Annotated in this window: 11 protein-coding genes; 3 read left to right on the top strand and 8 right to left on the bottom strand. The window is 71.3% G+C overall.

Features of this window, described 5'->3' with window-relative positions:
- The first annotated feature begins 38 nt into the window (after nt 1-38).
- Nucleotides 39-1,259 carry an ROK family transcriptional regulator gene (locus QSK34_RS11455; RefSeq protein ID WP_030454357.1) on the top strand — a complete coding sequence of 407 codons (1,221 nt, stop codon included), beginning with the start codon at nt 39-41 and terminating at the stop codon, nt 1,257-1,259.
- On the opposite strand, the gene QSK34_RS11450 is transcribed toward QSK34_RS11455, so the two are convergent.
- From QSK34_RS11450 to QSK34_RS11435, 4 genes are all read right to left on the bottom strand, one after another.
- A complete protein-coding gene (locus QSK34_RS11450) occupies nt 1,207-2,628 on the bottom strand; it encodes an MFS transporter (RefSeq protein ID WP_285583009.1) in 1,422 nt (473 codons plus the stop codon). The genes QSK34_RS11455 and QSK34_RS11450 overlap by 53 nt on opposite strands.
- A 60-nt stretch (nt 2,629-2,688) precedes the next feature.
- On the bottom strand, nt 2,689-3,177 hold the full coding sequence (locus QSK34_RS11445; RefSeq protein ID WP_285583007.1) for a MarR family winged helix-turn-helix transcriptional regulator: 489 nt from the start codon (nt 3,175-3,177) through the stop codon (nt 2,689-2,691).
- Nucleotides 3,178-3,228: 51 nt separating this feature from the next.
- Nucleotides 3,229-4,092, bottom strand: coding sequence for a neutral zinc metallopeptidase (locus tag QSK34_RS11440; RefSeq protein ID WP_285583005.1), 864 nt, complete (start codon nt 4,090-4,092; stop codon nt 3,229-3,231).
- Between the two features lie 100 nt (nt 4,093-4,192).
- Nucleotides 4,193-4,801, bottom strand: a complete 609-nt coding sequence (locus QSK34_RS11435) for a neutral zinc metallopeptidase (RefSeq protein ID WP_285583003.1) — start codon at nt 4,799-4,801, stop codon at nt 4,193-4,195.
- A gap of 286 nt (nt 4,802-5,087) precedes the next feature.
- Between QSK34_RS11435 and dxs the strand changes: the two genes are divergently transcribed.
- Nucleotides 5,088-6,965 (top strand): 1-deoxy-D-xylulose-5-phosphate synthase, encoded by a 1,878-nt coding sequence (dxs, locus tag QSK34_RS11430; protein WP_285583002.1) that lies wholly within the window; start codon nt 5,088-5,090, stop codon nt 6,963-6,965.
- On the opposite strand, the gene QSK34_RS11425 is transcribed toward dxs, so the two are convergent.
- The 4 genes from QSK34_RS11425 to QSK34_RS11410 are packed head-to-tail and all read right to left on the bottom strand — an operon-like array spanning nt 6,962 to nt 11,374.
- Nucleotides 6,962-7,567 carry a DedA family protein gene (locus QSK34_RS11425; RefSeq protein WP_285583000.1) on the bottom strand — a complete coding sequence of 202 codons (606 nt, stop codon included), beginning with the start codon at nt 7,565-7,567 and terminating at the stop codon, nt 6,962-6,964. The two genes, dxs and QSK34_RS11425, sit on opposite strands and share 4 nt — an antisense overlap.
- 20 nt (nt 7,568-7,587) lie before the next feature.
- Nucleotides 7,588-8,190 (bottom strand): LysE family translocator, encoded by a 603-nt coding sequence (locus QSK34_RS11420; protein WP_285582998.1) that lies wholly within the window; start codon nt 8,188-8,190, stop codon nt 7,588-7,590.
- Nucleotides 8,191-8,201: 11 nt separating this feature from the next.
- The gene (locus QSK34_RS11415) at nt 8,202-10,193 is read right to left on the bottom strand and encodes a 3-hydroxyacyl-CoA dehydrogenase NAD-binding domain-containing protein (RefSeq protein ID WP_285582995.1); all 1,992 of its coding nucleotides are present in this window, start codon (nt 10,191-10,193) and stop codon (nt 8,202-8,204) included.
- Nucleotides 10,190-11,374: a thiolase family protein gene (locus tag QSK34_RS11410; protein WP_161479074.1), complete on the bottom strand. Its 1,185-nt coding sequence runs from the start codon at nt 11,372-11,374 to the stop codon at nt 10,190-10,192. Before QSK34_RS11410 ends, QSK34_RS11415 begins: the two co-directional genes overlap by 4 nt.
- A gap of 851 nt (nt 11,375-12,225) precedes the next feature.
- Here QSK34_RS11410 and QSK34_RS11405 point away from each other — a divergent pair.
- Entirely contained in the window at nt 12,226-13,776 is a 1,551-nt protein-coding gene (locus QSK34_RS11405; protein WP_285582992.1) for a hypothetical protein, read from the top strand.
- The last annotated feature ends 22 nt before the right edge of the window (nt 13,777-13,798 follow it).

Here is a 13,798-nt window from a genome sequence, read left to right as displayed (position 1 = left end):
GCGCGAACGACGACCCCCCGGCACCAGAGGCAGGACGCATGTTGCGCGCAGGTCCCTCTCAGGAGGAGATCCGCCGTCACAACCTCGGAACCCTCCTGCGCCACGTCCACCTCGGCGGCCCGACCTCGCGTGCCGAACTGACCAGCCGCATGGGGCTGAACCGCAGCACCATCATGGCGCTGACGGCCGACCTCACCGCGGCCGGTCTGGTGCGCGAGGAACTGCCGAAGGAGACCGGCCGGGCCGGCCGCCCCTCACTGGTGGTCCGGCCCGAGTCCTCGCGGGTCTACGTCCTCGCCTTCGACGTGGGCGTCGACCGGCTGGTCGCCGCCCGCGTCGGGCTGGGCGGGGTCATCCTCGACCGCCGATGGGCGGTGCGCCCGCGCGGCGCCTTCGACCTCAACGAGTCGGTCGCCACGCTGGCCGGGTTCGCCCGCCAGATGCACCGCAAGACCAGGGCCGACACCGTCTGCGTCGGCGCGGCGGCGGCGTTCTGCGGCGCGGTGCGCAAGAGCGACGGCCTGGTCCGCTTCAGCCCCAACCTGGAGATGGAGGACGGCCCGTTCGGCGAGGAGCTGTCCAAGCGCCTGGCCATGGGCCTGCCGGTGACCGTCGGCAACGACGCCAACCTGGGCGCGCTCGCCGAGCACACCCGGGGCACCGGGGCGGGCTGCCGCGACCTCGTCTACCTGCACGGCGACGTCGGCATCGGCGGCGGCATCGTGGTCAACGGACAGTTGCTCGGCGGCGCGGCCGGCTACGGCGGCGAGGTCGGCCACATGGTGGTCAACCCCGGCGGCCGGGCCTGCGGCTGCGGCTCCCACGGCTGCCTGGAGGCCGAGGTGGGGGAGCGGGCGCTGCTCGAACACGCCGGCAGCTCCGGCATCCACCGCCTGGCGGCGGGCCGGGGCCGCGACGGCATCCACGCGGTCGTCGAGGCGGCCGACCGCGGCGACATAATCGCTCAGGACGCGCTCCACCGGGTGGGCGACTGGCTCGGCATCGGCGTCGCCAACCTGGTGAACGTCTTCAACCCCGAGGTCGTCATCTTCGGCGGCACCCTGCGCGAGATCTATCTCGGCTCTGCCGCGCAGGTCCGCAGCCGCCTCAACCTGGCGACCCATCCCGCGCTGCGGGAGACGCTGCGGCTGCGCACCTCGGAGCTCGGCGACGACGCGACGCTGGTGGGGGCCGCCGAGCTGGCCTTCACGAGGGTACTCGCCGACCCGCTCGAGGTGCTCGCGCGGATGAGCGTCTGACCGGGCGGAGCACCGCCAGGGCCACCGCGAACGCGACCGCGAGCAGCCCCGCCGACACGGTGAACGCCAGCCGGTAGCCCTCGGTCAGCGCGACCGCCGCCGGCGCGCCCTCGTCCAGCAGGCTCTCGGTGCGGCCCGCCGCCAGCGTCGACAGCACCGCCACGCCGAGCGCCATGCCGATCTGCTGGGTGGTGTTGAACAGGCCCGAGGCCAGCCCGGCGTCGTCGTCGCGGGCGTCCGACATGCCGAGGTTCGTCAGGGCGGGCAGCACCAGCCCGCCTCCGGCGATCAGCAGCATCACCGGCAGCAGGTCGGTGACGTAGACGGCGTCCACCGGCACGCGGGTCAGCCAGCCCATCGCGGCCACCAGCAGCACCAGTCCCGCGAGCAGCACCGTGCGCGCGCCGTAGCGATCGTTGAGCCGGGCCGAGACGAACAGCGACACCCCGCCGATGGCCGCGGCGGCGGGCAGCATGGCCAGGCCCGTCGCCAGGGCGCCGTAGCCGAGGACCCGCTGCATGAACAGGGCGACCAGGATCTGGAACGAGAACATGGCCGACAACGCCAGGATCTGCACCGCGTTGGCGCCCGACACGTTCCTCGACCGGAACACCCGCAGCGGCATCAGCGGGGTGCGCGCGGTCGCCTGGCGCACGAAGAACCCGGCCAGCAGCACGACCGACAACCCGCCGTAGGCGAGGCTCTGCCCGGCGCCGTGCTGCTCGATCCCGACCACGGTGTAGACGCCCAGCATCAGCCCGGCGGTGACCAGCGCCGCGCCGGCGACGTCGGCCCCGGCCGACAGGCCCGTGCCGCGCTCGGCGGGCAGCGCCCGGACCGCGAGCAGGATCGTGGCCAGCCCGATCGGCACGTTGACGAAGAAGATCCAGTGCCAGTCGAGGGCGTCGGTGAGCACGCCGCCGAGCACCTGGCCGATCGAGGCGCCGGCCGCGCCGGTGAAGCTGAACACCCCGATCGCCCTCGCCCGTTCGGCGGGCTCGGTGAACAGCGTCACCAGGATGCCGAGCACGACCGAGGAGGCCAGCGCGCTGCCCACGCCCTGCAGGAACCGGGCGGCGACCAGCAGTTCGGGGGTGCCGGCCAGCCCGGCCAGCAGCGAGGCCGCGACGAAGACGGCGTTCCCGGCGAGGAACACGCGTTTGCGGCCGATGAGGTCGCCGAGCCGTCCGGACAGCAGCAGCAGGCCGCCGAAGGGGATCAGGTAGGCGTTGACCGTCCAGCTCAGGGCGGCCGAGGTGAAGCCGAGGTCGTGCTGGATGGCGGGCAGCGCCACGGTCACGATGCTGCCGTCGAGGATGGTCATCAGCATGGCGGTCGACAGGACCGCCAACGCGGGCCAACGGGACATGGTCGTCTCCTGTTCGGGGGGAACAGAAGCGACCGTAGCAGATAGTTTTGTTGTAGACGATTATCGGACGCGCTGCCGGGCCCGCCGGGCGCCCTGCGGCGCTTCGACGGGGGTGGCCAGATGTCCTTCGGTCAGCCGGGTCAGCAGCTCGACGAGGGTCTTCCCCTCCTCCGCGGAGAGGGCGTCGAGGGCCTCGCGGTGGACGCGGTCGGCGATGCGCTGGCTTCGGGCGGCGACCTCGGCGCCCTTCTCGGTGACCGCGATGATCCGGGCCCGGCGGTCGGTGCTCGACGGGCGACGCTCGGCCAGGCCCGCCTGCTCCAGGGCGTCGACGGTGACCACCATCGTGGTCTTGTCCATGTCGCCGATCTCGGCGAGCTGGATCTGGGTGCGCTCCTCTTCGAGGGCGTGCACCAGCACGCAGTGCATGCGGGCGGTCAGCCCGATCTCGGCCAGCGCCGCCGCCATCCGGGTCCGCAGCACGTGGCTGGTGTGGTCGAGCAGGAAGGACAGGTCCGGTTCGGTACGGGAGGGCGCCATCGCGGTCATCTCCCCAGGATAGACAACCACTCCCGTACCAGATTTTCCGTAACGGGAGGACTATGCGACCCGCGCGTTGGGCGCGGTCCAGGTGTTGCACGACAGGAACGACTGCGAGTCGTAGCCCCGCTCCAGCCAGAAGGCCTGGTTGCGGCCCTTGCCGTGGACGGTGTCGGAGGCGTGCTTGGCGGCCCAGTCGACGACCTGGTCCCACTCCTCGAAGACGACCGGCAGGCTCTCCTGCACCGATCCGAGGAACACCCCGGCCATGCACTCGGCCTGCTGCTCGACCCGGTGGCTCAGGTAGTTGCGGGCGGTCTTGGTGCGCGCCTGCGCGTAGAGCCGGTTGAACGCCGGCACGATGCCCGCGCGCTGCTGGGCGTGGTGGCCGATCTCGTGGGCCATGGTCTTGGCCAGCGTCAGGCCCCACGGGTTGCGGATCGTGGCCTTCGGGAGGAACTGGTAGATGGTCTGCGACGACGGGCAGTAGTGGGCGGTGTAGGTGTTGCTGAGCTTGCCGCACGGCGTCTTGGTGCCGCTGGCCCGGATGATGATCTTCGGTACCCGGTAGGCGCCCAGTCCGGCCGCCCTGAACTGGCGGGCGTACATGCCGTTGACGCAGCGGGCGACCTTGAGCAGGTAGGCCTTGAGCGAGTTGGCGCTGCCCGCGCGTGGTTCGCCCGGCGAGCAGGTGAACGAGTCGACGGCGCCCGACCGGTAGAGCCGGTTCTTCGTCAGCACCGTGGGGAACACGCGCTTCGCGGCGGCCGGCGCGGCCATCGGCGCCGGTGCGGTCGCGGCCGGATCCGCGGCCGACGGGGCGGCGGCGAGGGGCGGGGGAGAGAGGGTGGCCTGGGCGGCGGAGCCCGTCACGACGAGGACGGAGAGAGCGCCGGAGGCCAGTGCGATCAGGGGAATTCGCATGGTGGGGAAGACCATATTGCAGGTCTTATTGGCGAGTAAAGTCGGGTAAATACGGATATTTACGGCGGCCACCCCCCGTGGATGACCGCCGCACCGCAGGTCAGGCCACCTGTGAGGCGGGAGCCTTGTAGGTGTTGCACACGCTCGGCGAGCCCGCCTTGAAGCCGCGGTCGGTCCACGCCGCCCGGCTCTTGCCGCCGCCGTGGGTCGGGTCGCCCATGTCCTCCTTGATGTACGTCAGGAGCTGCTGCCAGTCATGGGAGTCGCGCCCCGTGGAGGCCCAGATGCTGCGCAGGAACGCCCCGGAGAGGCAGTCGGCCTGCAGCTCCAGGCGGGCGTGCCACTTGTAGGCCGCCTTGGTGCTCTTCGGCATCAGCTTGTAGTGGGCCTTGATGATGCCCGCCCGCTGCTGGACGTGGTGGCCGTACTCGTGCGCCAGCACATAGAAGAGGAAGGGCGTGCCCTCGTACTCGAGCATCCAGCCGTCGACCAGGACGACCAGGCCCTGCGTGTCGTGGCAGTAGGCGCCGCCCCAGAAGCCGTCCATGTTCCCGCACGCGCGGGTCTTGGTCGGCTTGCTGATGAACTCCATGCCCGGCTTGCGGAACGGGAGCTTCGCCTTCTTGAAGAAGGACGTCCAGGTGGCGTCGAGGCACTCCGCGCCCTCACGCAGGTAGTTCTGCGCGGTCAGGAAGTCCTCGATCGTCACGGAGTATTCGGGACACGACCGGACCGGCAGCTTGCCGGAGGTGTAGATAGGGTTCTTCGTGAGAGCGGACAGACCGGTCGGAACAGGCCGTGCGTGGACCGTTCCGGGCGCCAGTAGGGGCGCCACCAGACCTGCCACCAGTAAGGGGATGATTTTTCGCACGAATCCAGGAGAGTAGGGGACAAGTCAACCACCCGTAAAGGGATTCCCCAGGCCTCGGAGCCGGAAGCCGGGCATTGTCGAACTACACTCCTACTGTTCGACGGCGAACGGGAAAGGAATCGCAGTGGGCCTTCTGGAGTCCCTGAGCGGACCGACCGACCTCAAAGCACTCGACGCGAGCGAGCTGCCCCGGCTCGCCGAGGAGATCCGTGACCTTCTGGTCCGCTCCGTCGCGAACTCGAAGGCGGGTGGTCACCTGGGTCCGAACCTCGGGGTGGTCGAGCTGACCATCGCGATCCATCGGGTCTTCGACTCCCCCCACGACCGCATCGTCTGGGACACCGGCCACCAGTCCTACGTCCACAAGATGCTGACCGGCCGCGCCGACCAGTTCGACGGCCTGCGCCAGGAGGGCGGCCTGTCGGGCTACCCGAGCCAGGCCGAGTCGCCCCACGACGTCGTCGAGAACTCCCACGCCTCCACCGCCCTCTCCTGGGGCGACGGCATCGCCAAGGGCTTCCGCCTGACCGGCAGCGGCCGCCACGTCGTGGCGGTCATCGGCGACGGCGCGCTCACCGGCGGCATGGCCTGGGAGGCGCTCAACAACATCGCGCTGACCAAAGACCTGCCGCTGGTCATCGTGGTCAACGACAACGGCCGCTCCTACTCCCCGACGATCGGCGGCCTGGCCACCCACCTGGCCAAGCTGCGCGTCACCCAGAGCTACGAGCAGGTCCTGGAGTTCGTCAAGGACAAGTTCGGCAACGTGCCGGTCCTCTACGACACCCTCCACGGCATCAAGAAGGGCCTCAAAGACGTCCTGGCCCCGCAGGTCATGTTCGAGGACCTCGGCATCAAATACGTCGGCCCGATCGACGGCCACGACGAGCCCGCGATGGAGACCGCGCTCCGCAAGGCCAAGTCCTACGGCGGCCCGGTCATCGTCCACGTCGTGACGAAGAAGGGCCAGGGCTACGAACCGGCCGAGAACCACGACGAAGACTGTTTCCACGCGCCGCAGCCCTTCGACATCGTCACTGGCGAGGAACGGCCCAAGCAGCTCGGCTGGACCGACGTGTTCAGCGAGGAGATGGTGCGCGTCGGCGCCGAGCGTCCCGACGTGGTCGCCATCACCGCCGCGATGCTCCACCCGACCGGCCTGGCCGACTTCGCCGCCCTCTACCCCGACCGCATCTTCGACGTCGGCATCGCCGAGCAACACGCGCTGACCAGCGCGGCCGGCCTGTGCGTCGGCGGCCTGAAGCCGGTCGTCGCGGTCTACGCGACCTTCCTCAACCGCGCCTTCGACCAACTGCTCATGGACGTCGCCCTCCACCGGCTCCCGGTGACCGTGGTGCTCGACCGGGCCGGCGTGACCGGCGACGACGGCGCCAGCCACAACGGCATGTGGGACCTGTCGATCCTCCAGGTCGTGCCCGGCCTCCAGGTCGCGGTGCCGCGCGACGCCACCCGGCTGCGCGAGCTGCTCGGCGAGGCGCTGCGGGTCACCGACGGCCCGACTGTGGTGCGTTTCCCCAAGGGCGCCCTGGTCAAAGAGGTCGAGGCGATCGGCGAGATCGGCTCGATGGAGCTGCTGCGCGAGGGTGAGGGCGAGCCCGACGTGCTCATCGTGGCGGTGGGCCCGATGGCCGAGGTCAGCCTCGACGCCGCCGGGCTGCTCGCCGCGCAGGGCATCTCCGTCACGGTCGTCGACCCGCGCTGGGTCAAGCCGCTCGACGAGTCGCTGACGCTGCTGGCCGCCGCCCACAAGCTGGTCGCGGTGGTCGAGGACAACGGCCGCGTGGGCGCGGTCGGCGACGCCGTGTCGCGGCTGCTGCGTGACCACGACATCGACGTGCCGGTCCGCAACTTCGGGCTGGCCCAGGAGTTCCTCGACCACGCCAAGCGGCCGAAGATCCTGGCCGACGCCGGGCTGACCGCGATCGACCTGGCGGGCGAGCTCGCCGACACGCTGCGCCGCCGCGCCGCCGTCGAGTTCTAACGCCGCTCGACGATCCGTCTGACGACGAAGCCGATCGTGGCCGCGACCACCGCGACCCCGGCCGCGATCGGCATGATCAGCCCCTCGTTCCGGCGGGCCGCCTCACCGGCGAGCGCGCCGAGGGTGACGTAGCCGACGACCCAGATCGCGCCGCCGATCAGGGCCCAGAAGCCGAACCGGCGGCGCGGCATGTCCAGGATCCCGGCCAAGACCGGGGTCAGGGCGTTCAGCCCCGGCACGAAATAGGTCAGCGCGATCAGCCAGCCGCTGCCGTGCAGCACCTCTCCGGCCTGTTTCCACTTCTCGTCGCCGACCCACCGGCCCAGCCGGCTCGCCCGCACACGCGGGCCGAAACGAGCGCCGATCCAGTGGCCCGAGAACGCGCTCACCGCGACCCCGCCCAGGCCGCCCGCGACCACCAGCGGGCCCTCGGCGACGCCGTCGACGGTGGTGCCCGCGATGATCAACGACAGGTCGCCGGGCACGATGACGCCGATGAGCAGCATGCCTTCGAGGGCGACGTACAGCAGGGTGACGGTGGCGACGAGGATCGGGCTCTGGTCGGTCAGCCATTCGAGGAGCTGGTCCACGGCATCGAACATCGTCGTCCTCTGCCCAGCGGCTACCCGGTCACGCCTTGGACCACCAGCCACAGCCCGGCCCCGGCCAGCAGCAGCCCGCTCGCGGCCAGGGTCGCGCGGTAGGCGCGCGGGCCGAGCCGGTGCCGCCCGGCCGCGACGAGCCCGGCCAGGACGACCTTCGCGCCGACGAGGAGCGTGTAGAAACCGATCATGAAGGCCGCCGCCTGCGCGAACCCGTCGGACCAGGCGGCCACGACGAGCGGCCCGCCCACGGTGATCCAGAACAACCACGGGTGCGGGTTCGTCAGGTTGACCAGCACACCCTTGCCGACCTGCGAGGGCACCCTCTCGCCGGGCGCCGGGAGGACGGCCGTACGGGCCGCCATGACGGCCTCGGCGCCGAGGTGGACGACGTACAGGCCCCCGGCGATCGACAGACCCCGCAGCAGACCGGACGGGAGCGCGCCCGCGAGCACGATCGAGAGCACCACGACGGGCAGGTCGGACAGCAGCGGCACGCACGCCATGCGCAGCCCGGCCGGGAAACCCCCGCGAAGGCTCGCGGTGATGACCAGGCCGAGCAGCGCGCCCGGAGCGACCCCGGCGCCGAGGCCGAGGCCGATTCCGAGCATCAGTTCCCGCACATCACGGGAGCCTAGGGGAGGAACCGGGCTCCGTTGACCGCCTCGGAGACGCCCGTCCGGTCGAGGTAGGGCGTGATGCCCCCCAGGTGGAACGGCCAGCCCGCGCCCAGGATCAGGCACAGGTCGATGTCCTGGGGCGCGGAGACCACACCTTCGTCGAGCATGATGCGGATCTCCTCCGCCAGCCCGCGCAGCGCGCGCTCCCGCACCTCCTGCTCGTTCGAGACGAACCCGCGGCCCGGGTGGAGCGTGTCGCCGCCGGTGGACACCATCGTGGCCAGCGCGGCCGAGACCGGGAACCGGTCGGGATAGGCGGTGTTCATCGTCTCGGCGACGTGCAGCGCGACCGCCGGGCCGACCAGCTTGAGCAGCGTGAACGGCGTCATCGGCAGGCCGAGCCCGTCGAGCGCGTGGTCGGCGACGTCGGCGGAGGTGCCGGAGTCGACCGAGGCCAGCACCTCGCCCATGAAGCGGGTGAGCAGCCGGTTGACCACGAACGCGGGCGCGTCCTTGACCAGCACCGCCGACTTGCGCAGCTGCTTGGCCGCGGCGAACGCGGTCGCGACGGTCACGTCGTCGGTCCGGTCGCCGCGCACGATCTCCAGCAGCGGCATGACCGCGACCGGGTTGAAGAAGTGGAAGCCGACGAGCCGCTCGGGGTGCCGGAGCTGGGAGGCCATCTCGGTGACCGACAGGGAAGAGGTGTTGGTCGCCAGCACGCAGGTGTCGGAGACGACCTCCTCGACCTCGGCGAACACCTTCTGCTTGACGGCCAGGTCCTCGAACACCGCCTCGATGACGAAGTCGGCGTCGGCGAACGCCTCCTTGGTCAGCGAACCGGTGACCAGCTTCTTCAGCCGGGTGGCCTGGTCGGCGGTGACGCGGCCCTTGGCCAGGAGCGTGTCGATCTCCTGGTGGACGTGGCCGACGCCCTTGTCGACGCGTTCCTGGTCGAGGTCGGTCAGCACGACCGGCACCTGCAGCCGCCGCGCGAACAGCAGCGCGAACTGCGAGGCCATCAGCCCCGCGCCGACCACGCCGATCTTGGTGATGGCGCGGCCCGGCACCTCGGGCACCCCGGCCGGCTTCTTGGCCCGCCGCTGCGTCAGGTCGAAGGCGTAGAGCCCGGCGCGCAGCTCGTCGCTCATGATGAGGTCGGCCAGCACGTCGTCCTCGGCCGCGAATCCGGTGTCGCGGTCGCTCGTGCGGGCCTTCTCGATGAGCTCCAGGGCCCGGTACGGAGCCGGCGCCGCCCCATGGACCTTCAGGTCGACCAGCTGACGGGCCTGCTCGACGACGGGCGCCCAGTCGACGGACTCGTGCCCCGGCCGCTCGACCACGACGTCGCCGTTGACCACCCGGGCGGCCCAGCGCAGCGACTCCTCCAGGAAGTCGGCCGGTTCGAACAGCGCGTCGGCGAGCCCCAGCCCGTAGGCCTCCGGCCCCTTGACCATGCGGTTCTGCGACAGCGGGTTCTCGACGATCAGCTTGATCGCCTTCTCCGGCCCGATCAGCCGGGGCGTCAGGTAGGTCCCGCCCCAGCCCGGCACCAGCCCGAGGAAACACTCGGGGAAGGCGACCGCCGGGACGCCGGCGGAGATCGTCCGGTACGTGCAGTGCAGCGCCAGCTCCAGGCCGCCGCCCATCGCGGCGCCGTTCACGAACGCGAACGAGGGGATCGCCAGCTCGCCGAGCCGCCGGAACACGGCGTGGCCGAGCCGGCCGACGAGGTGGGCCTGTTCCCGGCTGGAGATGGTGGCGGCCTCCTTGAGGTCGGCCCCCACCGCGAAGATGAACGGCTTGCCGGTGACGCCGACGGCCGTCAGGTCGGTGCGCTTCTCGATCGCGTCGAGGGCGTTCTTCAGCTCGTTGAGCCCGCCCTCGCCGAAGGTGTTCGGCTTGGTGTGGTCTTCGCCGTTGTCCAGGGTGATCAGCGCCATGGTGCCCGCGCCGTAGGGCAGTTCGACGTCGCGGACGAGGGCGTGCGTTACCAGCTCGCTCATGCCAGGTTCTCCCAGATGACGGTGCCGCCCATGCCGAGGCCGACGCACATGGTGGTGATGCCGTAACGCACCTCGGGGTGCTCGGCCATGCTGCGCGACAGCTGCGTCATCAGCCGCACGCCGCTGGAGGCCAGCGGGTGGCCGTAGGCGATGGCGCCGCCGTAGGGGTTCACCCGGGGGTCGTCGTCGGCGATGCCGAAGTGGTCGAGGAAGGCCAGCACCTGGACCGCGAACGCCTCGTTGATCTCGAACAGCCCGATGTCGCCGATGGACAGCCCCGCCAGCCGCAGCGCCCGCTCGGTCGAGGGGATCGGCCCGACCCCCATCAGCTCGGGGTCGACGCCCGCGAAGGCGTAGGAGACCAGCCGCATCCGCCCGGTCAGCCCGAGTTCGGCCGCGACGTCCTCGGCGGCGACGATGCAGCCGGTGGCGCCGTCGTTGATGCCGGAGGCGTTGCCCGCCGTCACGTTGCCGTGCGGCCGGAAGGGCGTCTTGAGGTTGCGCAGCCCCTCCATGGAGGTGCCGGGCCGCATGGCCTCGTCGGCCGTGGCCAGCCCCCAGCCCTCGGCGGCCTTGCGGGTGGCCATCGGCACCAGGTCGGGCTGGATCACCCCGTCGGCGTAGGCCTTGGCGGCGCGCTCCTGCGAGAGCACGGCGTAGGCGTCGGCCCGCTCCTTGGTGATCGCGGGGTAGCGGTCGTGCAGATTCTCCGCCGTCATGCCCATGACCAGGGCGGAGCCGTCGACCAGCTTCTCGGACAGGAAACGCGGGTTGGGGTCGACCCCCTCGCCCATCGGGTGGCGGCCCATGTGCTCGACCCCGCCGGCGATGGCGACGTCGTAGGCGCCGAAGGAGATCCCGCCCGCCACGGTGGTCACGGCGGTCATCGCGCCCGCGCACATGCGGTCGATGGCGTAACCGGGCACGGTCTTGGGCAGGCCCGCCAGGATCGCGGCCGACCGCCCGATCGTGAGCCCCTGGTCGCCGATCTGGGTGGTGGCCGCGACGGCGACCTCGTCGACCCGCTCGGGCGGCAACGACGGGTTGCGGCGCAGCAGCTCGCGGATGACGCGGACGACCAGATCGTCCGCCCTGGTCTCGGCGTAGAGGCCCTTGGGCCCCGACTTGCCGAACGGCGTGCGAACGCCGTCGACGAAGACGACTTCACGTGACGCGGGCACGGTATCTCCCTATCTGCGTGGGCTGACACCCTAATGCTACTCGCGAGTAACCATGGCGTTCACGGGGGTGCTCCGGGACGCGGACCCTGTTGGACGGGGGCGGTCTCAGGCAGTATGCGCGTAGACGATCGGAGGGCTGGGTCGATGTGGCGGCTGCGCGGCTGGTGGCTCCTGATGATCGCGGCGTCGGTGGGCGCGGTGGTCTCGCTGCTCGCCTCCTCCCTTCCCGTTCTCGTGGGCTCCGTCCTGGTCGGCACGGCGAGCGCGGTCGCCGGCGCGATCGCGGTCAGAGCGGAGAAGATGATCGAGGACGAGGGAGCCGCCCCCAAGAGGTTGGGGCCCCGGAACGTGCGGGTGAGGGACCTCGACGACCCCTTGGCCCTCGGGGTGCACCTCGCCCCGCCGGTGACCCTGCCGGACGGGACCGTGGACCTGGTGCCCGGCTTCGTCCGGCGTGACGCCAGCGCGGAACTGGAGGACGCGCTGCGGACCAGCCGGTTCGTGCTGGTGGTCGGGGAATCCACGGCGGGCAAGTCACGAGCGGCCTACGAGGCGATGCGGGCATGTCTGCCCGCCCACGTATTCATCCGGCCGACGGGCAGAGAGGACCTTCCCGAGGCACTCGCCCGAGCGGAGCGGCAGCGGCGCTGCGTGGTGTGGCTGGACGAACTAGACCTCTATCTCGGCGTCAACGGGTTGACCGCGCCCGCACTCAGCCCCCTGTTCGCCGATCCCGGCCGCCATCGGGTCGTGCTGGCCACGATGCGGTCGCACGAACGCGCCCGCTACAGCCCCACGAAGGCGCGTCGCCCGATTCGGGGGAGGCCCAGCACCACCGGCTGGCGGGTGACGTGCTCCGGCTGGCCACGGAGATCAGGATCGAGCGTCTGTGGTCGGCCGGGGAGCGCGCGCGGGCGGCGGACGAGAGTGACGACCGGCGGGTGCTCCGCGCGCTCGACCACGCCGACCGTTACGGCGTCGGCCAGTTTCTGGCGGCCGGTCCGCAGCTCTTCCAGGACTGGCGGGACGCCTGGGGATCATGGCCTGAAGGACGGCCTCGGGGCGCCGCCCTGGTGAGCGCCGCCGTCGACCTGCGCCGGGCGGGACTTCAGCAGGCCGTGCCGATCGACCTTCTCAGGGAACTGCACGAGCACTACCTGCCGGCGGCGGTCCGGTCCGAGCCCTGGGAGGAGGCGCTCCGCTGGGCGACCCAGCCGCTCCATTCGACGAGCAGTCTGCTGGTGCCCGTCGGGGACGACCACTATCAGGCCTTCGACTACCTCCCGGACGCCTACGACGACGCCCTCGGCTGGCCCGCCGTCCGTGATGAGATCTGGCAGGCGCTGACGTCGTTCGTCCCGCCCCCGGACGCGATCACGATCGCCTGGGCGGCCTTCCACCGTCACGAGCTGGGCGTGGCCGAGGCGGCGCTCGGCCGGGCGCTGGAGGCGGGCCACATCGAAGCCGCCCTCGACTTCGCCTTCATGATGCGGGACATGGGCCGGTCCGAGGAGGTGACCGGCTGGCTCTCGCGGGCCGTCTCCGGAGCCCGGGAGGCCGGGGCGACCGCGGAGGTGACCGTGGGGCTGAAGTACCGCCTCGCCTGGTGGGCGGGGGAGCGGGTGCGCGGAGCGGGGGATCCGGCCCGGGCACTGGAACTCGCCCGCGAGGCCGAGGCCGAGAGCGTGCGGCTGCTCGGCCCCGAACACGTGCTGACTCTGTGGTGCAGGCTGACCGCGGTCCGGCAGGTGGGCGCTCTCGGCCGTGCCGAGGAGGCCCGCCGTCTCGCCGAAGAGATCGTCGACATGGGCACCCGGTTGTTCGGCCACGACCACGAGGTCGTCTCGTCGGCCCGTTTCGAGGTGGCCGTCTGGACCGTTGACGGAGGCGACCCCCGGCGGGGCATCGCCCTCTGGCAGGAGCTTGTGGTCGACGACCTGCTGGTGGCGGGTGAGCTGGGAGACTCCCTGGCGAACATCGAAGGGGTCATGGACGATGTCGCGGATCCCGCACTGACCGCCGAGCTCACCGGCTGGCTGGCCGCCCTGGCCGGTCGCGACGACATCACGGGCACGATCGACGACGTCACGGCGATGCGGCTGCACGGCACGGTGGCCTGGTGGACCGGCGGGCGCGAGCAGGGTCTGGGAGACCACCGGCTGGCCCGAGACATGGCCGAGCAGCTGGTGGAGGCGGGGCGCGGGATCCTGAGCGCGGGTGACAAGGAGGTGCTGCGGGTCGAGGCCGTGCTGGGACATCAGCTCGGCCGTATGGGTGACCCGGTCGCGGCCCGCCGGTTGTGCGCCCGGGTGCACGAAGACGCCGTCCGCATATACGGAGAGCGGAGTACGATCGCCGACTTCACCGGGAACCTGGCCGAGATCTGGACCCTTGCCGACTGAGGCATACTTGGAAATCGCTTTC

It is taken from the genome of Herbidospora sp. NBRC 101105 (assembly GCF_030269205.1).
GTDB lineage: Bacteria > Actinomycetota > Actinomycetes > Streptosporangiales > Streptosporangiaceae > Herbidospora > Herbidospora solisilvae.
The sequence above is the reverse complement of the archived record's forward strand: the minus strand, read 5'-3'. Positions and strand labels throughout refer to the sequence as shown.

What these genes read in the sequence shown, in the direction of transcription:
- QSK34_RS11455 (WP_030454357.1), top strand. Translation starts at nt 39, where the DNA reads ATGTTGCGCGCAGGTCCCTCTCAGGAGGAGATCCGCCGTCACAACCTC.
- QSK34_RS11450 (WP_285583009.1), bottom strand. Translation starts at nt 2,628, where the DNA reads ATGTCCCGTTGGCCCGCGTTGGCGGTCCTGTCGACCGCCATGCTGATG.
- QSK34_RS11445 (WP_285583007.1), bottom strand. Translation starts at nt 3,177, where the DNA reads ATGACCGCGATGGCGCCCTCCCGTACCGAACCGGACCTGTCCTTCCTG.
- QSK34_RS11440 (WP_285583005.1), bottom strand. Translation starts at nt 4,092, where the DNA reads ATGCGAATTCCCCTGATCGCACTGGCCTCCGGCGCTCTCTCCGTCCTC.
- QSK34_RS11425 (WP_285583000.1), bottom strand. Translation starts at nt 7,567, where the DNA reads ATGTTCGATGCCGTGGACCAGCTCCTCGAATGGCTGACCGACCAGAGC.
- QSK34_RS11415 (WP_285582995.1), bottom strand. Translation starts at nt 10,193, where the DNA reads ATGAGCGAGCTGGTAACGCACGCCCTCGTCCGCGACGTCGAACTGCCC.